Origin of the sequence: Streptomyces sclerotialus, assembly GCF_040907265.1 — a bacterium.
In the GTDB taxonomy this organism is placed as follows: domain Bacteria; phylum Actinomycetota; class Actinomycetes; order Streptomycetales; family Streptomycetaceae; genus Streptomyces; species Streptomyces sclerotialus.
The window spans coordinates 3,277,460-3,298,678 of sequence record NZ_JBFOHP010000002.1; the positions used below are offsets into that span (position 1 = coordinate 3,277,460).

23 protein-coding genes are annotated in these 21,219 nt (G+C 71.1%); 7 read left to right on the plus strand and 16 right to left on the minus strand.

Going from position 1 to position 21,219, the window contains the following annotated elements; translation table 11 throughout:
* Positions 1-31: 31 nt before the first annotated feature.
* A complete protein-coding gene (locus tag AAC944_RS14550) occupies positions 32-784 on the minus strand; it encodes an MBL fold metallo-hydrolase (protein ID WP_030614345.1) in 753 nt (250 codons plus the stop codon).
* 252 nt (positions 785-1,036) lie between these two features.
* On the opposite strand from AAC944_RS14550, the gene AAC944_RS14555 reads away from it, so the two are divergent.
* Positions 1,037-1,558, plus strand: coding sequence for a type II toxin-antitoxin system PemK/MazF family toxin (locus AAC944_RS14555; protein WP_030614348.1), 522 nt, complete (start codon positions 1,037-1,039; stop codon positions 1,556-1,558).
* Between the two features lie 90 nt (positions 1,559-1,648).
* Here AAC944_RS14555 and AAC944_RS14560 read toward each other — a convergent pair whose 3' ends face one another.
* The 7 genes from AAC944_RS14560 to clpS form a co-directional block, all read right to left on the minus strand.
* Complete coding sequence (locus AAC944_RS14560) at positions 1,649-2,599, minus strand: PLP-dependent cysteine synthase family protein (protein WP_030614352.1); 951 nt, start codon at positions 2,597-2,599, stop codon at positions 1,649-1,651.
* Entirely contained in the window at positions 2,599-2,877 is a 279-nt protein-coding gene (locus tag AAC944_RS14565; RefSeq protein WP_030614354.1) for a MoaD/ThiS family protein, read from the minus strand. The genes AAC944_RS14560 and AAC944_RS14565 overlap by 1 nt, the downstream gene beginning before the upstream one ends.
* 176 nt (positions 2,878-3,053) lie before the next feature.
* A complete protein-coding gene (locus AAC944_RS14570) occupies positions 3,054-3,167 on the minus strand; it encodes a putative leader peptide (protein ID WP_368397191.1) in 114 nt (37 codons plus the stop codon).
* 156 nt (positions 3,168-3,323) lie between these two features.
* A complete protein-coding gene (locus AAC944_RS14575; RefSeq protein ID WP_030614358.1) occupies positions 3,324-3,758 on the minus strand; it encodes a M67 family metallopeptidase in 435 nt (144 codons plus the stop codon).
* A gap of 92 nt (positions 3,759-3,850) precedes the next feature.
* Positions 3,851-5,302, minus strand: coding sequence for an amino acid permease (locus tag AAC944_RS14580; protein ID WP_030614361.1), 1,452 nt, complete (start codon positions 5,300-5,302; stop codon positions 3,851-3,853).
* Positions 5,303-5,636: 334 nt separating this feature from the next.
* Positions 5,637-6,236, minus strand: coding sequence for a DUF2017 domain-containing protein (locus AAC944_RS14585; protein ID WP_030614364.1), 600 nt, complete (start codon positions 6,234-6,236; stop codon positions 5,637-5,639).
* The gene (gene clpS / locus AAC944_RS14590) at positions 6,236-6,547 is read right to left on the minus strand and encodes an ATP-dependent Clp protease adapter ClpS (protein ID WP_030614367.1); all 312 of its coding nucleotides are present in this window, start codon (positions 6,545-6,547) and stop codon (positions 6,236-6,238) included. The genes AAC944_RS14585 and clpS overlap by 1 nt, the downstream gene beginning before the upstream one ends.
* A gap of 81 nt (positions 6,548-6,628) precedes the next feature.
* Between clpS and AAC944_RS14595 the strand changes: the two genes are divergently transcribed.
* Together AAC944_RS14595 and AAC944_RS14600 are read left to right on the plus strand one after the other, a co-directional pair.
* Entirely contained in the window at positions 6,629-7,957 is a 1,329-nt protein-coding gene (locus AAC944_RS14595; RefSeq protein WP_030614371.1) for a nicotinate phosphoribosyltransferase, read from the plus strand.
* A 267-nt stretch (positions 7,958-8,224) separates the two neighbouring features.
* On the plus strand, positions 8,225-8,821 hold the full coding sequence (locus tag AAC944_RS14600) for an isochorismatase family protein (protein WP_030614376.1): 597 nt from the start codon (positions 8,225-8,227) through the stop codon (positions 8,819-8,821).
* Between the two features lie 21 nt (positions 8,822-8,842).
* On the opposite strand, the gene AAC944_RS14605 is transcribed toward AAC944_RS14600, so the two are convergent.
* Positions 8,843-9,178, minus strand: a complete 336-nt coding sequence (locus AAC944_RS14605; RefSeq protein WP_030614379.1) for a hypothetical protein — start codon at positions 9,176-9,178, stop codon at positions 8,843-8,845.
* 192 nt (positions 9,179-9,370) lie between these two features.
* On the minus strand, positions 9,371-11,764 hold the full coding sequence (locus tag AAC944_RS14610) for an immune inhibitor A domain-containing protein (RefSeq protein WP_030614381.1): 2,394 nt from the start codon (positions 11,762-11,764) through the stop codon (positions 9,371-9,373).
* 334 nt (positions 11,765-12,098) lie between these two features.
* Here AAC944_RS14610 and AAC944_RS14615 point away from each other — a divergent pair, with 334 nt between their 5' ends.
* Positions 12,099-12,389, plus strand: coding sequence for a hypothetical protein (locus AAC944_RS14615; protein WP_030614384.1), 291 nt, complete (start codon positions 12,099-12,101; stop codon positions 12,387-12,389).
* Between the two features lie 13 nt (positions 12,390-12,402).
* On the opposite strand, the gene AAC944_RS14620 is transcribed toward AAC944_RS14615, so the two are convergent.
* Positions 12,403-13,116, minus strand: a complete 714-nt coding sequence (locus AAC944_RS14620; RefSeq protein ID WP_030614386.1) for an RDD family protein — start codon at positions 13,114-13,116, stop codon at positions 12,403-12,405.
* 135 nt (positions 13,117-13,251) lie between these two features.
* On the minus strand, positions 13,252-14,895 hold the full coding sequence (locus AAC944_RS14625) for an RDD family protein (protein ID WP_030614391.1): 1,644 nt from the start codon (positions 14,893-14,895) through the stop codon (positions 13,252-13,254).
* Positions 14,896-15,143: 248 nt separating this feature from the next.
* On the opposite strand from AAC944_RS14625, the gene AAC944_RS14630 reads away from it, so the two are divergent.
* Entirely contained in the window at positions 15,144-15,620 is a 477-nt protein-coding gene (locus tag AAC944_RS14630; RefSeq protein ID WP_030614394.1) for an SsgA family sporulation/cell division regulator, read from the plus strand.
* A 63-nt stretch (positions 15,621-15,683) separates the two neighbouring features.
* Positions 15,684-16,031 carry a tetratricopeptide repeat protein gene (locus AAC944_RS14635; RefSeq protein ID WP_030614397.1) on the plus strand — a complete coding sequence of 116 codons (348 nt, stop codon included), beginning with the start codon at positions 15,684-15,686 and terminating at the stop codon, positions 16,029-16,031.
* Between the two features lie 51 nt (positions 16,032-16,082).
* On the opposite strand, the gene AAC944_RS14640 is transcribed toward AAC944_RS14635, so the two are convergent.
* From AAC944_RS14640 to hppD, 4 genes are all read right to left on the minus strand, one after another.
* Complete coding sequence (locus AAC944_RS14640) at positions 16,083-17,528, minus strand: dihydrolipoyl dehydrogenase family protein (RefSeq protein ID WP_030614399.1); 1,446 nt, start codon at positions 17,526-17,528, stop codon at positions 16,083-16,085.
* A gap of 102 nt (positions 17,529-17,630) precedes the next feature.
* Complete coding sequence (locus AAC944_RS14645; protein ID WP_030614401.1) at positions 17,631-17,918, minus strand: ribosomal protein L7/L12; 288 nt, start codon at positions 17,916-17,918, stop codon at positions 17,631-17,633.
* Between the two features lie 74 nt (positions 17,919-17,992).
* On the minus strand, positions 17,993-19,357 hold the full coding sequence (locus AAC944_RS14650; RefSeq protein WP_030614403.1) for an FAD-binding oxidoreductase: 1,365 nt from the start codon (positions 19,355-19,357) through the stop codon (positions 17,993-17,995).
* Positions 19,358-19,467: 110 nt separating this feature from the next.
* Positions 19,468-20,613 carry a 4-hydroxyphenylpyruvate dioxygenase gene (hppD, locus tag AAC944_RS14655; RefSeq protein WP_030614405.1) on the minus strand — a complete coding sequence of 382 codons (1,146 nt, stop codon included), beginning with the start codon at positions 20,611-20,613 and terminating at the stop codon, positions 19,468-19,470.
* 134 nt (positions 20,614-20,747) lie between these two features.
* Here hppD and AAC944_RS14660 point away from each other — a divergent pair, with 134 nt between their 5' ends.
* Positions 20,748-21,215 (plus strand): Lrp/AsnC family transcriptional regulator, encoded by a 468-nt coding sequence (locus AAC944_RS14660; protein ID WP_030614406.1) that lies wholly within the window; start codon positions 20,748-20,750, stop codon positions 21,213-21,215.
* Positions 21,216-21,219 lie beyond the last annotated feature (4 nt).

Below are 21,219 nucleotides of genomic sequence, written 5' to 3' on the forward strand. Positions count from 1 at the left end.
ACGTCGGTCCCGGGGCCTTCCCCATGGCACGTCAGATCTTGTAGACGGCGCCCGCCTTGGCGACCTCCACGGGACCGTCGAAGACCTCCTGGGCGTCGCGGAGGCTGATGCCGGGGTCGGTCCACGGGGGGATGTGGGTGAGGACCAGGCGGCCGACGCGGGCCCGCGCCGCGTGTTCGCCCGCCTCCCGGCCGTTGAGGTGCAGGTCGGGGATGTCCTCCTTGCCGTGCGTGAAGGACGCCTCGCACAGGAAGAAATCGGTGTCCTCGGCGAGCGTGTGCAGTGACTCGCAGACGCCGGTGTCGCCGGAGTACGTGAGCGACCGGCCGTCGTGCTCGATGCGGAAGCCGTACGCCTCCACGGGGTGGCTGACCTCTGCCGTACGGATCGTGAACGGGCCGACGGTGAAGGTGCCGGGGGCCAGCGTGCGGAAGTCGAAGACCTCGCTCATGGCGTGGTCGGTGGGGAGGTCGGCGTGGGCCGCGGTGAGCCGCCGTTCCGTTCCGGCCGGGCCGTACACCGGCATCGGGGCGCAGCGGCCGCCGTCGGGGCGGTAGTAGCGCACCACGAAGTAGCCGCAGAGGTCGATGCAGTGATCGGCGTGCAGGTGCGAGAGGAGTACCGCGTCGAGGTCGTAGAGACCGCAGTGGCGCTGCAGCTCGCCGAGGGCACCGTTGCCCATGTCGATGAGCAGCCTGAAGCCGTCGGCCTCCAGGAGGTAGCTCGAACAGGCCGATTCCGTCGAAGGGAACGACCCCGAGCATCCGACGACAGTGAGCTTCATAGGGGCGTGAACCTCCGTGGGCGGGGGCGGTGCGGCGGGTCCATGCGGGGCTTGGGCCGTGCTCGGCCGGTCCGTACCAGTCGTTGCAGTGCCCACGAGGGTAAGGCGCGAAAGGGCCGGTGGCTCCTCCAGCGGGGCGAGCTGTGGGCGGAATCACCAGTCCGGGTGGGCCTTTGTGCCGGGAGGGGCGGGGGCCGGTATATACGGTCGCCTGGCGGGGAGATCTTCCGGGCGGCGAGCGAGGAGGCGGTCGTGGACACCTCATGGTGGCCGGCGGTGCTGGCCGTGGTCGTACTGGCGCTGGTGGTGGCGGTCGTCGACGGGCGGGCCCGCTCGGACCGGGGCCCGCGGCGCGGCGGCCGGCGGCCCGGGCGCGGGCCGCGCCGGGACGGTGGCCGCGGTACCGGGCGTACCTCGCGGCGCCCCGGTGATCTGCCGGTCCGTACGCGGTCCGGCAGGGGCGGCGCTCCGGAGCCGGGCGAGATCTGGTGGGCGAAGGTGCCGTTCGAGGACATGGCGGCCGCCAAGGACCGGCCGTGCCTGGTACTGGCCGTACGGGGCGGGTCCGCGCTGGTCGCGAAGATCACCAGCCGGTACCACGACGAGCGGCCCGGGGTGATCCCGCTGCGGCCCGGGACCGTGGGAGATGCGCAGGGCCGGCCGAGCTTCCTGGAGACGGACGAGCTGCGGGAGGTCGCGGTGGCCGACTTCCGGCGCCGCGCGGGCACGGTGGATCCGCTGCTGTGGGACCAGGTCCGGCATCTGGCCCGCTAGCCGCCCCAGCAGCGCCCCGGACAGCGCGAAGGCGCCCGGCGGTACGGGCCGGGCGCCTCGCGGAAGCGGTTCGTCAGCGTGCGGACGGACTCACGCCCACAGCTGGCCGTGCAGCGTCTCGATGGCCGCTTCGGTGCTCTCCGCGGTGTAGACGCCGGTGGAGAGGTACTTCCAGCCGCCGTCGGCCACGACGAACACCACGTCGGCGTTCTCGCCCGCCTTGACGGCCTTCTTCGCGACGCCGATCGCGGCGTGCAGGGCCGCGCCGGTGGAGACGCCCGCGAAGATGCCTTCCTCGGCGAGGAGTTCGCGGGTGCGGCGCACCGCGTCCGCCGAGCCGACGGAGAAGCGGGTGGTCAGCACGGACTCGTCGTAGAGCTCCGGGATGAAGCCCTCGTCGAGGTTGCGCAGGCCGTAGACCACGTCGTCGTAGCGCGGCTCGGCGGCCACGATCTGTACGCCGGGGACCTGCTCGCGCAGGTAGCGGCCGACGCCCATGAGGGTGCCGGTGGTGCCCAGGCCCGCCACGAAGTGGGTGACGGAGGGCAGGTCGGCGAGGATCTCGGGGCCGGTGGTGGCGTAGTGGGCGCCCGCGTTGTCCGGGTTGCCGTACTGGTACAGCATCACCCAGTCGGGGTGCTCGGCGGAGAGCTCCTTGGCGACCCGGACGGCGGTGTTGGAGCCGCCTGCCGCGGGGCTGGAGATGATCTCCGCGCCCCACATGGCGAGCAGCTCGCGGCGCTCCTGGGAGGTGTTCTCCGGCATGACGCACACGATGCGGTAGCCCTTGAGCTTGGCCGCCATGGCGAGCGAGATGCCGGTGTTGCCGCTGGTGGGCTCCAGGATCGTGCAGCCGGGGGTGAGCCGGCCGTCCTTCTCCGCCTGCTCGATCATGTGCAGCGCGGGACGGTCCTTGACGGAGCCGGTGGGGTTGCGGTCCTCCAGCTTGGCCCAGATCCGTACGTCGTCGGAGGGCGACAGCCGCGGCAGGCGCACCAGGGGGGTGTTGCCTACCGCGGCGAGCGGGCTGTCGTACCGCATCAGCGGGAGCCGCCGGCGACGGCGGGAAGGATCGTCACGCTGTCGCCGTCGGCGACCTTCGTGGTGATGCCTTCGAGGAAGCGGACGTCCTCGTCGTTCAGGTAGACGTTGACGAAGCGGCGCAGCTGCCCGTTCTCGACCAGGCGCTCCTTGATGCCGGCGTGCCGGGTCTCCAGGTCGTCGAAGAGCTCGCCGAGGGTGTCGCCGCTGCCCTCCACGGCCTTCTGACCGTCGGTGTGGGTGCGCAGGATGGTCGGGATTCGGACCTCGATGGCCATGAGGATGCTCCTGGTTTCGGCTGGCTGGGCGCTTCCCGGAAGGGGCCGGAGAGCGAGTCTGGAGTGCGCCGCTGCGGCGCGTCGGGCGAGGGCGTCCTGGGACGCGGGCGGGGCGTACGTTCAGGGCCCGCCGGCCGTCTCGGCCGGGCGCCTGTCGACAGGGCAGGCGGTACCGGTCAGCCGGCTGCGCAGCGCGGACAGATCGCGCTGGCGAGGCGGCACAGGTCGACGTGCAGCCGCGCAACGAGCAGCAAGCCCGGCGTCTTCTCGCTCACGTCGTGGTCAACCATGCGGTCATCGTATCGATTCCCGGTCCGGGGATTGGAACCCGGTCTCGGGATGCGGACGGACGGTGCACACCATGTGGGATGCACCCATTCGGGGCGCCCCGGCGGGCCGTGCGCCGCCGGGGCCTTCCGGGTGCGGGAGGTGACGGGCGTCACGCCTCACGCGTACGCGTCGACGACCTCGACCTCCTCCTCGGTGATCTCCCCGTCGACGATCCGGAACGAGCGGAACTGGAACGGTCCGGCGTCGTCGGTGTCGGCGGTGGAGACCAGGACGTAGTGCGCGTTCGGCTCGTTCGCGTACGAGACGTCCGTACGGGAGGGGTAGGCCTCGGTCGCGGTGTGCGAGTGGTAGATCACGACGGGCTCCTCGTCCCGGTCGTCCAGCTCGCGGTAGAGCTTGAGCAGGTCGGTGGAGTCGAACTCGTAGAACGTGGGCGACCGTGCCGCGTTCAGCATCGGGATGAACCGCTCGGGGCGGCCGTCGGCGGGCGCCGGCGTCGGGCCCGCCAGGACGCCGCACGCCTCATCGGGGTGGTCCTTGCGGGCGTGCTCGACGATCTGGTCGTGGAGGGCCCGGGTGATGGTCAGCATGGTGACCAGAATAAGCAGCGGGCCCGTACGTACCATCAGGTGATACGTACGGGCCCGGATGCTGGACCGCAGGAATGCGCCGCTCCGGCGGGTCAGTCCTTCTTCGTCAGGCCGCCGGGGCCCTTGGCCGCGAACACATCGGGGTTCCGGCGCTTGATGACGAGGTAGCCGATGCCCATGATCAGGGCCCAGATGGGCGCCGCGTAGAGCGAGATCCGGGTGTCCGGGTCGATGCCCATCATCACGATGACCATGGCGATGAAGGCCAGCGCGAAGACCGAGGTGTACGGCGCGCCGATCGCCTTGAACTCCGACATCGGCAGCTCGCCGCGGTTGGCCTTGGCCCGGTAGCGCAGCTGCGAGAGCAGGATGACGATCCAGGCCCACATGCCGGAGATGGTGGCGAAGGAGACGACGTAGTTGAAGGCCTCACCCGGCCACTGGTAGTTGATCCAGACGCCGACCATCATCATCATCACCGAGACGGCGGTACCGCGGGTGGGCAGGCCGTTCTTGCTGAGGTAGGTGAAGATCTTCGGGCCCTGCCCGTTGAGCGAGAGGTCGCGCAGCATCCGGCCGGTGGAGTACATGCCGGAGTTGCAGGAGGACAGCGCGGCGGTGAGCACGACGAAGTTCACGATGCCGGCGCCGGCCGGCAGGCCGATCTTGGCGAAGGCCGCGACGAAGGGGCTGACGCCCGGCTCGAAGACGGTCCAGCTGACGACCGACAGGATGATGATCAGCGAGCCGATGTAGAAGAGGCCGATCCGCCACGGGACCGTGTTGATGGCCTTCGGCAGGACCTTCTTCGGGTCGGTGGCCTCACCGGCGGTGACGCCGACCAGCTCGACGGCGAGGAAGGCGAACATCACGATCTGCAGGGTCATCAGCGTGCCGCCGATGCCCTTGGGGAAGAAGCCGCCGTCGGCCCAGAGGAGGGTGAAGGAGGCGGTGTCGCCGGCGTCGGAGAAACCGAGGATGATCACGCCGAGGCCGATCAGGATCATGCCGATGATGGCGGTGACCTTGACCATGGAGAACCAGAACTCCAGCTCACCGAAGATCTTCACGGAGATCAGGTTGATGCCGAAGAGGGCGACGGTGAAGACCAGTGCCGACACCCATTGCGGGATGCCGTCGTTCCAGTACTGCACATAGGTGGCCGCCGCGGTGACCTCGGTGATGCCGGTGACGACCCAGAAGAGCCAGTACGTCCAGCCGGTCACGAAGCCCATGAAGGGGCCGAGGAACTCGCGGGCGTACTCCGAGAAGGACCCCGAGACGGGGCGGTACATGAGCAGCTCGCCCAGGGCCCGCATGATGAAGAAGATGACGAGCCCGACGATGGCGTAGGCGAGGATGATGCTCGGCCCGGCCTTCGAGATCGCCTTGCCCGCCCCGAGGAACAGGCCCGTTCCGATGGCGCCACCAATGGCGATCATCTGGATCTGCCGGTTTCCCAGACCGCGCTGATAGCCCTCTTCCGGGGCAGATCCCGCGGCGTCGGTGACGCCGTGCTGATTGTCGACCTGCGCTGAGGTCATGAGTGGTGCGCCTTTCTCCATTCCGACCCGGTCTGTCCGGATCGGGTCCCGATCCCCCCGGATGGAGTCCTGCACGCCGACGGTCGGCCGGCGAAGCGCTCCCGCGGCGACAGGGGTGGCGTCACCGACGGCAGGTCGAGGATTTCTACCACGACCACTTGGGATGTACTACCGGGGCGCCATGGGGCACAACGGGGAAAATAGGACGAAATTCAAAAGGCGCAGGAAGACGGAGTGGCTCCGTCATGCGATCGTTATCCGGATTTGAGCATCCGCTGAGCGAACGCCTCTCCGTGCGTAGTCGGACGTGCCGCACCGGTGACGAAACCGCCGGTCAGGGCATCAGCGTCTCGATCAGGGTCTCCTGCAGCCCGCCCAGCCAGAGGTACGCCATCGCCATCGGCTTGCGCGGGTCGTCGTCCGGCAGGCCGAGCAGCCCGCTGCCGTCGTCCTCGTCCGTGACCTCCAGGCGGGTGCCGATCGCCAGCCGGAGGTCGTTCAGCGCCCCCAGCCACTGCTGGGACTCGTCCGGCTTGAGCCGCAGCACGGCGCCCTCGGACTTCCCGTCTCCCTCCACGGACAACGCGTCCAAGGAGCGGACCACGGCGAGCGCGTCCTCACGCTTGCGCGCCCGCAGGTCGTTCTCGGTGTAGCGGCGGAACTCCGCCGACGCGGCGCGCACGTCGTCGTCCGGCACGTGGTCCGGGCCGCCGTACGCGTCGGGGAAGAGCCGGGCCAGCGCCGGGTCGGACGGCGGCTCACTGGGCCCCTCGGCGAACAGCGCGTCCAGCGGGTCCCCGCCCTCGGCGGGCTCGTCACCGGGGCCCACCAGCTCCATCAGCTGGACGGCCAGGCTGCGCAGGATGGAGATCTCGACCTCGTCGAAGGCGGCCGCCGCTCCCCCGCCGGGCAGGGCTTCGAAGTGGCCGGCCATCAGCGGTCCTGCGTGAGGGTCGCCCAGAGGCCGTAACCGTGCATCGCCTGCACGTCGCGCTCCATTTCTTCGCGGGTACCGCTGGACACGATCGCGCGGCCCTTCCGGTGGACGTCGAGCATGAGCTTGCGTGCCTTCTCCTTGGAGTACCCGAAGTACGCCTGGAACACGTAGGTCACGTAACTCATGAGGTTGACGGGGTCATTGTGAACGACGGTCACCCAGGGGACATCGGGCTCGGGCGCCTCGAAGGGCGCTTCCGTCGTTTCAGGACGTTCGATCTCCGTCGGTGCGACACTCACGGGTCCCATGCTGCCACCCGGGAGGGGCGCGCGCACAAACGACCCAGGGAAATCGTCAATGTGACGAGTAAGGGAGGTAGCATCCTTCCTATGAACACAGCAGACCTGGGGCTGCCGGTGGCCGTGCCGTCGACTGCGCTCTTCACCGACCAGTACGAACTCACCATGCTGCAGGCCGCGCTGCGGTCCGGGACCGCCGACCGCCGCTCGGTCTTCGAGGTCTTCACCCGGCGGCTTCCCGAGGGCCGCCGGTACGGCGTCGTGGCGGGCACCGGGCGGGTGCTGGACGCGGTGGAGAACTTCCGCTTCGACTCCACCATCCTGGGCTTCCTCGCCGACCGGGGCATCCTCGACGAGGAGACCCGCCAGTGGCTCGCCGACTACCGCTTCAGCGGTGACATCTGGGGCTACCCCGAGGGCGAGGTCTACTTCCCCGGCTCGCCGATCCTGCGCGTCGAGGGCACCTTCGCCGAGGCGGTGCTGCTGGAGACGGTGATCCTCTCGATCCTCAACCACGACTCGGCGGTGGCCGCCGCCGCTTCCCGGATGTCGGTCGCGGCCGGTGAGCGCCCGCTGATCGAGATGGGCGCCCGGCGCACCCACGAGCTGGCCGCCGTGGCCGCCTCCCGGGCCGCGTACGTGGGCGGCTTCCACACCACCTCCGACCTCGCGGCCGGCTTCCGGTACAACATCCCGACGGCCGGGACCAGCGCGCACGCCTTCACCCTGCTGCACGACAGCGAGCGGGACGCGTTCACCGCGCAGGTCGACAGCCTGGGTGCAGGAACGACTCTGCTGGTGGACACCTACGACGTCGCCGAGGCCGTCCGCACCGCCGTCGAGGTGGCCGGGCCCGGCCTGGGCGCCGTCCGGATCGACTCCGGCGACCTGCTGCTGCTCGCCCACCGGGTGCGCGAGCAGCTGGACGAGCTGGGCGCGACGGACACGAAGATCGTGGTCACCAGCGACCTGGACGAGTACGCCATCGCCTCGCTGGCCGCGGCGCCCGTGGACGCGTACGGCGTCGGCACCCAGCTGGTCACCGGCAGCGGGCACCCCACCTGCTCGATGGTCTACAAGCTGGTCGCGCGCGCCGACAGCGACGGCGCCGACGCGCCGCTGCGGCCGGTCGCGAAGAAGTCCATGGGCGGCAAGGCGTCCCACGGGGGCCGCAAGTGGTCAGCGCGGCGCCGGGACGCGCACGGCGTGGCGGAGGCCGAGGTCGTCGGCACGGGGCCGGTCCCGGCGGAGCTGGCGGACCAGCAGCTCCAGGTGCCGCTGGTGCGCGGCGGCGAGGTGGTCGCCCGCGAGCCGCTGGACGCCGCGCGCGACCGGCACATCGCGGCGCGGGCCGGCCTGCCGATGTCGGCGATGCAGCTGTCGCGCGGTGAGGCCGTGCTGCCGACGGAGACCGTCTGAGGCGGCTTTCCAGGTACCTCGGTACGCAGGCGTCCGGCACCCCCCTCGGCCGGTTGGGGCGCGGCGGGGCGCATCGATGCCCCGCTCTGCGCCTCTGGCCTGCCGGTGTGTCGCCGACCGCCGTGCAGCGCCCACTCCCGCAATGCCGAGTGAGTGGCTACCCTCGGTCACATCAGCGCATGCCGTAGCCCCCACAGGTTTCACAGCCGCCACATTTTTCCCAGCCGCCACCCGTCTCCCCCCATTTCCCATCCGGAAGGCCGCACCATGCACCGGGCATTGATCGTCGTGGACGTACAGAACGACTTCTGTGAGGGCGGCAGCCTCGCCGTGGCGGGCGGCTCGGACATCGCCGCCGCCATCACCGACCTGGTGGGCGAGGCCGCGGGCGGCGGGTACCAGTACGTGGTGGCCACCCGTGATCACCACATCGACCCCGGGGACCACTTCTCCAGCCGGCCGGACTACGAGCACAGCTGGCCGGTGCACTGCGTCGCCGGGACGGAGGGCAGCGGCTTCCACCCCAATTTCGCGCCCGCCATCGTCTCCGGCGCGATCGACGCGGTCTTCTCCAAGGGCGAGTACACCGCGGCGTACAGCGGCTTCGAGGGGGTGGACGAGAACGGCGCCTCGACGGCGGAGTGGCTGCGGGCGCACGACGTGACCGAGGTCGACGTCGTCGGCATCGCCACGGACCACTGCGTACGGGCCACGGCGCTGGACGCCGTGCGCGAGGGGTTCCGCACCCGGGTCCTGCTGGACCTGACCGCGGGCGTGGCCCCGCACACGACGGAGGCGGCGGTCGCCGAGCTGCGGGAGGCGGGGGCCGAGCTGACCGGCAAGCCGGTGGTCAGCGGGGGCTGAGGCGCCGCCCTCGGGGGCACGTCAGCGGGGGCCGATCGTCTCCGGGACGGCCGGGCGGAGCAGCGCCCGTATCGGGTGCCAGGACTCCGTGTCGTCGTCCGGTGCGCCGCGCCAGACCAGCCCGTCGGGGTGGTGGAGCACGGCCGTGACCTCGTCGGGGGTGGGCGGCTCGGTGTTGCCGCGCAGGTAGACGGCGCGCAGCCCGAGGTTGCGCAGCCTGGTCAGGGCGCGCGGGCGGTTCGCGGCGTGGACGAGGACGCGTACGCGGTGGCCGCTGCGGCCCGGTCTGGGCAGCGAGAGGGCCACCACCACGCTTCCGCCGGGAAGCCTGATGAAGCCGGAGCCGGTCAAGGTCATGTCTCCCCCGTGCATGGTCGGTGCATCGGTCGGTGCATGGTCGTGCGGCCGGCGCGGACCGGGTCAGGGCACGCGTCGGAATCCCCTCGTGAGACTACGTGTCAGCAAGGAGGCCGCAGGAGGCATCTAAACGCGATCGGCCGCCGCCCGCTAGGGGGTGGCGGCCGATACGTCTGTGACCTGCGGGTTTCCTTACTTCTTCGCCGCGCGGCCGACCTCGATGATCACCGTGGAGCCGTCCTTGGTCTCCTTGGAGACCTCGATCCGGGTGTTGGTGTCAGGAACGATCACGCCACCGGTCGGGTTCGCCTTGTCGTAGTAGGTGCCGTACCGGTCGTCGAAGACGGTCACGCCCTTCTGCGACGGGATGCGCACCGCCTTGCCGTCCTTGTGCAGGGTGATCGCGTCGGTACGGGCCCGGGTGAAGGTCGAGTCGAAGGTCTGGAAGCGGTTCCGCATGAGCTTGCCGTCCGCCCACTTCGTGGCCTTCGGGTGCGCGTCGACGGGGAGGATCTGACCGGTACCCGGGTGCTCGCCGACGTTGTTGTCCGGCTGCGAGGTGTCCCAGAGCCAGACCAGCACGCCGTTCTGGAACGGGAAGTGCTCGACCCAGTTCGGCCGGGTGGAGGGCCAGCCGAAGTTGTACGGGCCGGTCTTCAGGGTCTTGTCGTACGACACGTACTGGCGGTTCTCGACGAGGTAGTACTGCGCGTAGTCCTTGGTGAAGGACTCGCCGATGCGCGAGAAGCCCTTGGCGGTCCAGCCCGCGTCGTCGCCCTCGGCGCCGTCGGTGAAGAGCGGCTTGCCGTCGGCCACGATGCTCAGGCCGTCGGCCGCGAAGCCCTTCTGGGCCACGCCGCCGTCGGTCTGGTAGCGGAACCGCAGGTCGACCTTCTTGCCCGCGTACGCGTCCAGCGGGTAGACGAGGTCCTGGTACGCCTCGACCGTGCCGGTCAGCGCGGGCTTGTCACCGGCGTCGCGCGGGATGGCCCGGCCGTTCGCGGTGCCGTCCAGCGGGGTCCAGTTGGCGCCGCCGTCCGTGGAGACCTCGGCGTACAGGTAGTCGTACTCCGCCTCGATGTCCCACCAGCCCTTGAGGTTCAGGGACGCCTTGGCCGCTCCGGTGAGGTCGACGGACCGGGTGAGGGTGTTCTTCAGGTCGTCGCCCATGCCGCTCCACCACTGCTTGGAGCCTTCGGCGGGCTTCACGACCGAGGTGGTGACGGCCTTCTTCGGCAGCTCGACGACGAGCGCCTGCTTGTGCTTGGTGTTGTACTCGGCGACGCCCAGCTTGTGCCAGGACTCCGTCGCGGCGCGCGCGGTGTCGTAGTTGAGCCAGCCCAGCTGGAGCTTGTCCCAGGCGCTCATGTCGCCGGGCAGGTCGCCGATGGAGTCCTTGCCCTCGCCGAGCCAGGAGCCGGAGGACATCAGCGACCAGAAGTCGACGGAGGACTCGCCGGTGCCGCCGGTGTCGTACTCGTCCGGCAGGCCCAGGTCGTGGCCGTACTCGTGGGCGAAGACGCCGAGGCCGCCGTTCTCCGGCTGCATCGTGTAGTCGCCGACCCAGATGCCGGTGGAGCCGATCTGCGCGCCGCCGGCCTTGTTCTCGCCGGGGCCGGTGCGGCCCGCGTCGGTGCCGTACGCGTACCAGCGGTGCGCCCAGATCGCGTCGGTGCCCTGCACGCCGCCGCCGGCGGACTCGTCCTCACCGGCGTGCACGATCTGGAAGTGGTCGATGTAGCCGTCCGGCTCGTTGAAGTTGCCGTCGCCGTCGAAGTCGTAGCGGTCCCACTGGTCGTACTGGGCGAGGCCCGCCTTGATCTGCGCGTCGGTACGGCCCTTGGCCTTCTGGTCAGCGGCCCAGCGGTTCACGCCGTCCCGGATCAGGTCCCAGGCGTTGGAGCAGTTGGTCTGGCCGCAGTAGTTGGAGCCGTAACGGGCCTCGTTCCAGTCGACCTTGACCCAGTCGGAGACCTCTCCCTCGACCGAGTAGCGGCCCGAGGACTGCTTCTCGTAGTACTTCGCCAGGGACTCCTTCTTCTTGTCGTGCGAGAAGTAGAGGTCCTGGTAGTGCTGCTGGTTGAAGTCGGGCTGCCAGTCCGTGCTGTTGTCCGTCGCACGGTCCGGCTCGGCTATCTGGTTGTGCGCGGGACCGGCGTCGCCGCCGTACTTCTTCACCGGCGGCTTGGGGCCGTCGCCGTCCGGGTCGTACATGGTGGTGTCGTCGACCTTGTCGCCGAACTCCACCAGGATCGTGAAGATCTTGTCGGTCTTCTCCCGGGCCAGCTCGACGTACTTCTCCTTGCCCAGCTTCACGACCTTCGAGCCGCCGCGCTCCGTCGCCTTGGCGTCGCCGGATATGACCTGGCGGAGCGCCTCTTCGCGCTGGGCCTCCTGGCGGTCGCTGAACGGGCCCTTGAGGTCGTGGTCCACCGTCCGCTCGGCGGGTGCCGGGTCGTTCGGCGCGCTCGCGGCCGTGGTACGGCCGTCGGCCTGCGCGGCCCCGGACGCAAGAACGGCCGCCCCGATCGCGGCGGTTGCCGTGGCCAGGGCGGCCGATCTGAACAGCAATCTCTGGGATCTCACGGTGCGCTGTCCTCCCCTGAAACGAACGGTCGTTGGAGAGATTTGACCGGAACGCCAGGGGAAAAGACAGACCTTGATTTGGGCACGTCAGCCCAGTACGTTACTCGGCTCGTCGCGTACGGGTATCGGACGGCGGGCAGCCTTCGGGTGCGCCCCGACAGGCGCGCCGTTCGGGCCTGTTGCCCGGACACATGAATCGGTGCGCCCCCCGTGACCCGGCCCGTGGGTCAAGTCACGCTTACCGGACGTTCCGCTCGGGCAGTAAGGACCGTAGAGTCTTTTGACGGCGCGCCATGTCGACTCACACCCCGCTGCTTCCGAGGACGGACCCGCCATGCCTCGACCGACTGCCGCACAGCTCGCCTACGGTTCGGCCACCGTCGTACTCTCCACCCTCGCCATGCTGCTGCTCTCGCAGACCAGGACGGGCATCGGTGTCGCGGTGATCGCCATCGCCGGGCTGGGGCTCGGTCTCCTCGTCGCGGTCACGGCGCCGCTGCCGCGCGCCGCGCGGGCCCGCCGGATGCGCGTCGCCGCCCCGCAGGTGCGGCCCGAAGGCTTCGCGGGGCGGCGTACGTCGCCGACCCGGCCTGCCGAGGCCCGGGTCGGCGAACACTCCCGGTAGGACGCGAGGGCGGTCAGGCGGTGGAGACCACCACCGTGCGGGCCGCCTTGTCGTGCAGGCACTGCTGGTACGGCTTGTCCCAGGTGCACCACAGGACGTTGAGCAGCCAGAAGATCGTGCCGCAGCAGGGGATGACCTCGGGCAGGGTGTAGACGGCGGCACGCACCCAGCCCGCCTGGGCCGTGGGGATCGACCCGTTCTCCAGCATCGCCACCCTGATCTTCATGGCCATCTTGCCGACGGTCTGGCCGCGGCTGGTGAGCATGACGCCCTCGTAGATCAGATAGGCCAGCATCGTGACGCCCGAGACCACGCTCTGCTTGCCGCTCTCGTTCGCCGCGGTGTAGTCCACACCGCCCACGATGAACCACATGATCAGACCGACCGGCACGCCGATGAGGATGCCGTCGATGATCCGCGCGACCAGCCGCCGGCCGCGGCCCGCGAGCGGCGGCATCCCGGCGAGCGGATCGGGAGCACCGTAGGGATCACCGCCGCCGTACGGGCCACCGCCGGGCGGGCCGCCGTAGGGCCCACCGCCGGGCGGGCCACCGTACGGGCCTCCGCCGGGCGGCGGGCCCCCGCCGTAAGGGCCGCCTCCGTAGGGGCCCTGGGGCGCGCCGCCGTACGGGTCGCCGCCTGGCTCCCGCGGGCGCTGCGGCTTCTTGAGGAACGGGTCGTCTTCCGGCGGTTCACCGGATCCGGGCCTCGGCTGGTCGGTACTCATGGCCCGAGTCGACCGCGTACCACCGGTCGCCGCATCCGGCGTGCGCCGTTCGGGGGAAGTGCGGCGGCCCGGAGAGTTGCGCGTCCCGCGCGCCGGAGCGCCCCGGCACTCCGGCGCGCACGGCTGCGTGCGGGCTCAGCCCTCGGCCACGAACGTCCGGGCCGCCTTGTCGTGCCAGCACTGCCGCCAGGGGCGGTCGAACAGGCACCACAGGGCGTTCACCACGCCGACGGCCAGCACGCCCAATACGCCGTACACGAGCCAGCGCTTGACCGCGGCGCCCGTTTCCGGGATGTCGTGGCCCTCGATGTCCAGCACCCGCACGCCGCAGAGCTTCTTGCCGAGCGTGTGCCCCCACTTGGCGGTGGGCAACGCCTCGACGAGCAGGCCGACGACCAGCAGCACCGCGACCACGATGGCCAGATAGCCGCCGGTCGTGCCGTCGAGGAGGTAGACCGTGGTCTGCACGCCGGACTGCTTCGCCGCCTCGACCTTGGCGTCGATGTGGTCGGCCGCCGCGCTCCACAGCGGTACGGCGACCCCCGCGAGCAGCGCGCACAGCACGAGCGTGTCGATCAGCCGGGCGGCGACCCGGCGGCCGAGGGAGGCGGGCCGCCCCTGGGCCTGTGCGGCCTGGAGGAAGGGGTTGTCGGCCGGCGGCTTCCAGGGGATGACGCCCTCGGGGGCGCCGCCCTGCTGCGCGGCCTGCGGGCCGGACTGCTGGGGCGCCGACGGGCCCGGCTGCGGGTAGCCGTAGCCGCTCTGCTGGGGGGCCGCGGGGCCCGGCTGCGGATAGCCGTACCCGCCCTGCTGCGGTGCGGCGGGACCGGCCTGCTGGGGCGCCGACGGGCTGGGCTGCGGGTAGCCGTAACCGCCCTGGCCGGGCAACGACGGGGCGCCCTGCTGGGGATAGCCGTAGCCGGACGCCGACGGCTGCGCCTGGGCGGCCGGCGACTGCTGGGCCGGTGTCTGCTGAACGGGGGGCTGCGGGGCGGGCGAGGCGGCGGGCGGGGCCGACGGGTCCTGGCCCGGCCGGTCGAGGCGGATCGCCATCGTGCCGTCGGCGACGGGCGCGCCGGGACCGACCGCACGGATCGCCATGGTGCCCTCGCTCCGGACGCCGGCCGGGGCCTGCGCGGCGCCCTCGGCCGGCCGCTCGCCGCCGGTCCGCCCGCCGTCCGTACGCTCGCCGCTCCGCGCTGCGGGCGCGGCGGCGGCACCGGAACCTTCCTGCGCGGCGCCCGCCGCACCCTCCGGTGCGGCGTCGCCCCACGGCTGGGCCCCGGCGGGCGCGCCCTCACGCTGCGGCGGGACCGCGCCCCAGGACACCCGGCGGTCCTGCTCGCCGCCGAAGCCGGCCTGGTGGGCGGTGTCGGCCTGCCACGAGGCGGCCGACTCGGGGCTGTTGCCGTGCAGCCGGCGCGGGTCGTCCCAGTCGGCGGCGGACGCCGCGTCCACCTCGCCGCGCTCACGCACCGCGAGCGCGTCCGCCTCGGGGGCCTGCCCGTCGACCTGTCCGGAGTCCTCCTCCTCGTCGAAGAAGACCGGGCCGGTCTCCTCGGCGGTGGACGGCTGATCGGCAGCGGGCGCCGCCGGGGGCGGGGCGGCGGCACCCGGCGGCGGGGCCGGCATCGGCTCGCCGTCGGCGGGCGCCGGGCGGCTGGTACCGGGCACCCAGGCGGCGCCGTTCCAGTACCGGATGTAGCCGGGGATGGACGGATCCGGGTAGTAGCCAGGCGTGGGGCTGCCGCCGGCGGATCCTGACGAAGGCGCGCTCATGTCCAAAATCCCGTATCTGTGCTCGGCCTGCTGGGGGCGGGTGGGGCTAGTGCAGTCTGCCGCAACGCAGCGTCCACATCTATCAGACGGGGGGTGGTCGCCGGGTATGTCCCGGCTCCTGCCCCTCGGAAGAGGGGTGCGAAAAAAGTTGTACGAAGTCGCGTAATGGTCCGGGGGCTACGGCCTCTATCCCTGTGCGGGCGGTTGTTCACGGGGCGTCCGCACAGGAACGTAGAGAGGCGTGACACATGCACACCGTGGTGGAACGAGAGCTGGAACTGGGTCTGGTGCTGTCGCCCGAGCGCAGCGTCGCGGTGCCCGCCCGGCTCACCTACCGGACCGACGACCCCTACGCCGTACACGTCGCCTTCCACATCGGCTCCGACTCCCCCGTCAACTGGACGTTCGCCCGCGAGTTGCTGGTGGAGGGGGTGTTCCGGCCGTGCGGCCACGGTGACGTGCGGGTGTGGCCGACCAAGGTCGAGGGCCGCAGCCTGGTCTGCATGGCGCTGAGTTCGCCGGACGGCGACGCGCTGCTGGAGGCCCCGGCCACCGCGGTGTCGGCGTGGCTGGAGCGCACGCTGCGGGTGGTGCCGCCGGGCACCGAGGAGGAGCACCTCGGGATCGACAAAGGCCTGAGCGAACTGCTGGCGCCGGCCGCGCGCGACGACCTGTGGCTGCGCGACCCGTGGCCGTCGGACGAGTCGCCCGAGGGCGGCGCGTAGGGCGTACGGCGCCACCCCGAGAGTTGGTGGAATGTTCAACCGAATCCGGGCGTTGCCGAGACCATGACCGAGACGTACTACACGCACGGGACCCCCGCCGAGCGCTGGGACCGTGCGGGGCTCTTCTTCGACGCCAAGGACTACACGACCGCGGCGCACATCCTCGAAGGCCTCGTCGACGAGGTCCCCGAGCTGGTCGCGCCGCGGCTGCTGCTGGCCCGCGCCTACTACCACTCCGCGCAGCTGTGGCGTGCGGAGACGGAGCTGCGCGCGGTCCTGGAGCGGGACCCGGTCGAGAGCTACGCCCAGCTGATGCTGGGCCGCACCCTCCAGCGGCAGGGCCGTCCCGACGAGGCGGCCCGCCACCTCCGGATCGCCGGTGCCATGACCGGCGACCCGGACCTCCTCTGACGGCCGTCCGCCGGGGCTCCGGCCCCGGCACGCCGTCGTCCGCCCCGGGCCTCAGCCCCGGTAGGTCTCCAGCAGCCGCAGCCACACCTCGCTGATCGTCGGGTACGCGGGCACGGCGTGCCAGAGGCGGGAGAGCGGCACCTCACCGGCCACGGCGACGGTCGCGGAGTGCAGCAGCTCACCGACGCCCGGGCCGACGAACGTGACGCCGAGCAGCACCTCCCGGTCCAGGTCGACGACCATCCGGGCACGGCCGCGGTACCCGTCCGCGTACAGGCTCGCGCCCGCCACGCCGCCCAGGTCGACGTCGACGCTGCGGACGCGGTGCCCCGCGCGCCCGGCCTCCTCGGCGGTCAGCCCGACCGAGGCCGCCTCCGGGTCGGTGAAGACGACCTGCGGGACGGCGGCGGTGTCGGCCGTCGCGGCGTGCGCGCCCCAGCGGCCGGTCTCCAGCTCCGGTGTGCCCTGGGCGCGGGCCGCGATGGCCGCGCCCGCGATCCGGGCCTGGTACTTGCCCTGGTGGGTGAGGAGGGCCCGGTGGTTGACGTCGCCGACCGCGTACAGCCAGCCCCCGTCGACCCCCGTGACCCGGCAGCTGTCGTCCACCTCCAGCCAGCTGCCCGGCGTAAGGCCCACGCTCTCCAGGCCGAGGTCGTCGGTGCGCGGCGCGCGTCCGGTGGCGAAGAGCACCTCGTCGGCCTCGATCCGGTCGCCGCCGCCCAGGGTGAGGGTGACCGGTCCCGCCGGGTCGGGGCGGTGCACCTCCTCGACCGAGGTGTCCCAGCGGATGTCGGCACCGGCCTCCTTCAGGGCCTCGGCGACCAGCTCACCGGCGAACGGCTCCATACGGGCCAGCAGGCCGGAGCCCCGTACGAGCATCGTGACCCGGGAGCCGAGTGCCTGGAAGGCGGTCGCCATCTCCACGGCGACCACGCCGCCGCCCACGACCGCGAGCCGGTCCGGCACCTTCTGCGCGCTGGTCGCCTCGCGGCTGGTCCAGGGCTCGGCCGTGGCCAGGCCCGGCAGGTCGGGGAGCGCCGCGCTGCTGCCCGTGCAGACCGCGACGGCGTGCCGGGCGGTGAGCTCCACGCCGCCGTCGACGATCACCCGTTTGGGTCCGGCCAGCCGGCCCTTGCCACGTACGAGGTCGATGCCGGCCGAGTCCAGCCACTCGACCTGGCCGTCGTCCTTCCAGTGCGAGGTGAAGGCGTCCCGGTGGGCGAAGACGGCGCGGGCGTCGAGCGGCCCGCCCGCGGCCTCGGGAAGTCCCGGGACGCGGCGGGCGTCGGCGCGCGCGGTGACCGGACGCAGCAGTGCCTTGGACGGCATGCACGCCCAGTACGAGCACTCGCCGCCGACCAGCTCGCTCTCGACGATGACGGCGCTCAGGCCGAGTGCGTGCGCACGGTCGGCGACGTTCTCACCGACCGGGCCCGCGCCCAGCACCACGACGTCGTACTCCCTGCTCTTCCCTGCGGGTTCTGCGGTCTGTGCCATCAGCGCTCTCGCTCCCTGCGTCCGGCTGTTCCCGGCGGTGGACGGTCGTCGTGCCCATCCTCCGCCCGCGGGCACGCCCCGGCCACAGGGCCGGGGAGCGGGTCAGCGTATTCGCGCCTCGACGGCCTCCTTGGCCTCGGCGAGACCGGCGCCCGTCAGCTGCCGGTACCGCTTGATCGCCTCGATCTTGCGGTCCCGGCGGAGGAGGTCGTCGACCTCGGCCAGCTCGGGGCGGTCGTCGGCGATGCCGTGGTGCGCCAGGAGGAGGTCCAGGCGGCGCTCCGTCTCGCGCAGCCGGCGCTCCAGCCGCCTTGTGCGGGTGTCGGAGAGGGAGTTGAGCAGCAGCACGATCGCGAGGATCAGCGCCACCCAGGTCAGTGCGTCGTCCATGGCATGACTGTACGGCGCGCCACTGACAACGCCCGCTCCCCGGCGGCCGGGGCCTCAGCGGAACTCGCCGGAATTCAGAAGACCTTGCCGGGGTTCAGCAGGCCGTGCGGGTCGAAGACCTGCTTGATGCCGCGGTGCAATTCCAGGGAAACCGGCCCCAGTTCGCGGGCCAGCCACTCCTTCTTGAGTATGCCGACGCCGTGTTCGCCGGTGATCGTGCCGCCCAGCTCCAGGCCGAGCCCCATGATCTCGTCGAAGGACTCGCGGGCCCGCCGGGACTCGTCGGGGTCGGCGGCGTCGAAGCAGACGGTGGGGTGGGTGTTGCCGTCGCCCGCGTGCGCGCAGACGCCGATGGTGAGGTCGTACTTCTCGGCGATGGCGGCGCAGCCGTTGAGCAGGTCGGCGAGCTTGGAGCGGGGTACGCAGACGTCGTCGATCATGGTGGCCGTCTTCACCGCTTCGAGGGCGGTGAGGGTGAGCCGGCGGGCCTGGAGCAGCATGTCGGACTCGGCCGCGGTCTCGGCGGGGACGACCTGGGTGGCGCCCGCCGCCTCGCAGAGCGCGCCGACGGCGGCCAGGTCGGCGGTCGGGTCCGGGGTGTCGAAGGCGGCGAGGAGGAGCGCCTCGGTGGAGTCCGGGAGCCCCATCTTGGCCATCGCGTTGACCGCGCGGATGCTCGTACGGTCCATCAGCTCCAGCAGCGAGGGGGCGTGGCCGCGGGCCATGATCTCGCAGACGGCGGCGCAGGCGGCGTCCGTGGAGGGGAACTCCGCCGCCAGCGCGAGCTGTTGCGGCGGCTCGGGCTTGAGCGCGAGCACGGCGCGCACGACGACGCCGAGGCTGCCCTCGGAGCCGACGAAGAGCCGGGTGAGGTCGTAGCCGGCCACGCCCTTGGCGGTGCGGCGGCCGGTCTGCAGCAGCCGGCCGTCGGCGAGCACGACGTCCAGGCCGAGCACGTACTCGGCGGTGACGCCGTACTTCACGCAGCACAGGCCGCCGGACGCGGTGCCGATGTTGCCGCCGATGGAGCACATCTCCCAGCTGGAGGGGTCCGGCGGGTAGTACAGGCCGTGCTCGCTCACGGCCCGGGAGAGGGTGGCGTTGATGACGCCGGGCTCGACGACCGCGATCCGGTCGACGGGGTTGATCTCCAGGATGCGGTCCATCTTGGTGAGCGAGAGCACGATGCAGCCGTCGGAGGCGTTGGCCGCGCCGGACAGGCCGGTGCGGGAGCCCTGGGGGACGACGGGTACGCGCAGCGCGGTGGCGGTGCGCATGACGTGCTGGACCTGCTCGACGGTGCGCGGCAGGACGACGACGGCGGGGGTGCCGGCTTCGCAGAAGCTGGCCATGTCGTTGGCGTAGGAGCCGGTGACGTCGGGGTCGGTGAGGACCGCCTCTTGGGGGAGTCCGGCGCGCAGCTGTGCGATGAGGTCCATGGCGTCAGCCTTGCATCTATGTTGCATACACGGAAGATCGTGGAAGTGACTTTCCGCCGTGCGTTGCGTTCCGCCGGGCCCGGGCGGAACACCCGGACCCGGCCGCGCGGTCACAGATTCCCGCGCTTGGCCTGCTCGCGCTCGATCGCCTCGAAGAGGGCCTTGAAGTTGCCCTTGCCGAAGCCCATCGAGCCGTGCCGCTCGATCATCTCGAAGAAGACGGTCGGGCGGTCCTGGACCGGCTTGGTGAAGATCTGCAGCAGGTAGCCGTCCTCGTCCCGGTCGACGAGGATCTTCAGCTCGCGCAGCGTCTCGACGGGGACCCGGGTCTCGCCCGCCCACTCGCCGAGGGTGTCGTAGTACGAGTCGGGGGTGTCCAGGAACTCCACGCCGGCCGCGCGCATCGAGCGCACCGTGGCGACGATGTCGTTGGTGGCGAGCGCGATGTGCTGGACGCCGGCGCCGCCGTAGAACTCCAGGTACTCGTCGATCTGCGACTTCTTCTTCGCGATCGCGGGCTCGTTGATCGGGAACTTGACCTTGCGGGTGCCGTCCGCGACGACCTTGGACATCAGCGCGGAGTACTCGGTGGCGATGTCGTCACCGACGAACTCCTTCATGTTCGTGAAGCCCATGACCTTGTTGTAGAAGGCCACCCACTCGTTCATCTTCCCGAGTTCGACGTTGCCGACGCAGTGGTCGATGGCCTGGAAGAACCGTTTCGCCGGGGGCTCGACGATCGGGTCGGCCGCGACGAAGCCCGGCAGGTACGGGCCGTCGTAACCGGACCGCTCGACCAGGGTGTGCCGGGTCTTGCCGTACGTCGCGATGACCGCGCGCACGACCGTACCGTGCTCGTCCTTGGTCTCGTACGGCTCCTCGATGCCGCGCGCACCGTGCTCGACGGCGTAGGCGTACGCGGCGCGGGCGTCCGGCACCTCGATGGCCAGGTCGATCACGCCGTCACCGTGCGCGGCGACGTGATCGGCGAGGAAGCGTCCCCAGTCCGTCGAGGGCTTGATGACGGAGGTGAAGACGAAGCGGGCGCCGCCGGACTCCAGGACGTAGGAGGCGGTCTCGCGGCTGCCGTTCTCCGGACCCGAATAGGCGACCCGCTTCATGCCGAAGGCGGTGGCGTAGTAGTGCGCGGCCTGCTTGGCGTTGCCGACGGCGAAGACGACGGCGTCCATCCCCTTCACCGGGAAGGGGTCCGCCTGCGCTGCCGTACCAGGTGAATGATCGATGGTCTCAGTCATGGCGGCAGGCTCTCTCTGATCCACAAGGTGCGCAATAGTTTGCGTTTCGACTGGACAACATGGCCACCGACTCGCGGGTATCGTCGGGCGATCTGTACATCATGACCACCGTCAGACCCATGGAGAGGCGGCATATGGCGATCGACCGACTGGACGGGCGGCTCATCGAACTGCTCGCGGCGGAGCCGCGGATCGGCGTACTGGAGGCGTCCCGTCGGCTGGGGGTGGCGCGCGGCACGGTGCAGGCCCGGCTGGACCGCCTTCAGTCGAATGGAGTGATCCGGGGATTCGGCCCCGACGTGGACCCGGCGGCGTTGGGCTATCCGGTGACCGCTTTCGCCACACTGGAGATCAAACAGGGTCAGGGCGCCGACGTTCGTAATCATTTGGCAACCGTCCCTGAGGTCCTTGAGCTGCATACAACGACGGGACATGGGGACATGCTCTGCAGATTGGTTGCACGTTCCAACGCCGATCTGCAACGTGTCATCGACCGGGTTGTCGGCTTTGATGGCATCATGCGGGCTTCGACTGCGATTGTCATGGAGAATCCGGTCCGCCTGCGCATCATCCCCCTGGTGCAACAGGCGTCGGGGGACTGACCGA

Coding starts and splice junctions, on each gene's coding strand:
- AAC944_RS14640 (WP_030614399.1), bottom strand. CDS start 17,528: ATGGCACAGACCGCAGAACCCGCAGGGAAGAGCAGGGAGTACGACGTC.
- hppD (WP_030614405.1), bottom strand. CDS start 20,613: ATGACTGAGACCATCGATCATTCACCTGGTACGGCAGCGCAGGCGGAC.
- AAC944_RS14615 (WP_030614384.1), top strand. CDS start 12,099: ATGCCTCGACCGACTGCCGCACAGCTCGCCTACGGTTCGGCCACCGTC.
- AAC944_RS14600 (WP_030614376.1), top strand. CDS start 8,225: ATGCACCGGGCATTGATCGTCGTGGACGTACAGAACGACTTCTGTGAG.
- clpS (WP_030614367.1), bottom strand. CDS start 6,547: ATGGGACCCGTGAGTGTCGCACCGACGGAGATCGAACGTCCTGAAACG.
- AAC944_RS14560 (WP_030614352.1), bottom strand. CDS start 2,599: ATGCGGTACGACAGCCCGCTCGCCGCGGTAGGCAACACCCCCCTGGTG.
- AAC944_RS14595 (WP_030614371.1), top strand. CDS start 6,629: ATGAACACAGCAGACCTGGGGCTGCCGGTGGCCGTGCCGTCGACTGCG.
- AAC944_RS14650 (WP_030614403.1), bottom strand. CDS start 19,357: ATGGACCTCATCGCACAGCTGCGCGCCGGACTCCCCCAAGAGGCGGTC.
- AAC944_RS14565 (WP_030614354.1), bottom strand. CDS start 2,877: ATGGCCATCGAGGTCCGAATCCCGACCATCCTGCGCACCCACACCGAC.
- AAC944_RS14575 (WP_030614358.1), bottom strand. CDS start 3,758: ATGCTGACCATCACCCGGGCCCTCCACGACCAGATCGTCGAGCACGCC.
- AAC944_RS14625 (WP_030614391.1), bottom strand. CDS start 14,895: ATGAGCGCGCCTTCGTCAGGATCCGCCGGCGGCAGCCCCACGCCTGGC.
- AAC944_RS14620 (WP_030614386.1), bottom strand. CDS start 13,116: ATGAGTACCGACCAGCCGAGGCCCGGATCCGGTGAACCGCCGGAAGAC.
- AAC944_RS14580 (WP_030614361.1), bottom strand. CDS start 5,302: ATGACCTCAGCGCAGGTCGACAATCAGCACGGCGTCACCGACGCCGCG.
- AAC944_RS14645 (WP_030614401.1), bottom strand. CDS start 17,918: ATGGACGACGCACTGACCTGGGTGGCGCTGATCCTCGCGATCGTGCTG.
- AAC944_RS14630 (WP_030614394.1), top strand. CDS start 15,144: ATGCACACCGTGGTGGAACGAGAGCTGGAACTGGGTCTGGTGCTGTCG.
- AAC944_RS14605 (WP_030614379.1), bottom strand. CDS start 9,178: ATGACCTTGACCGGCTCCGGCTTCATCAGGCTTCCCGGCGGAAGCGTG.
- AAC944_RS14660 (WP_030614406.1), top strand. CDS start 20,748: ATGGCGATCGACCGACTGGACGGGCGGCTCATCGAACTGCTCGCGGCG.
- AAC944_RS14550 (WP_030614345.1), bottom strand. CDS start 784: ATGAAGCTCACTGTCGTCGGATGCTCGGGGTCGTTCCCTTCGACGGAA.
- AAC944_RS14635 (WP_030614397.1), top strand. CDS start 15,684: ATGACCGAGACGTACTACACGCACGGGACCCCCGCCGAGCGCTGGGAC.
- AAC944_RS14570 (WP_368397191.1), bottom strand. CDS start 3,167: ATGGTTGACCACGACGTGAGCGAGAAGACGCCGGGCTTGCTGCTCGTT.
- AAC944_RS14585 (WP_030614364.1), bottom strand. CDS start 6,236: ATGGCCGGCCACTTCGAAGCCCTGCCCGGCGGGGGAGCGGCGGCCGCC.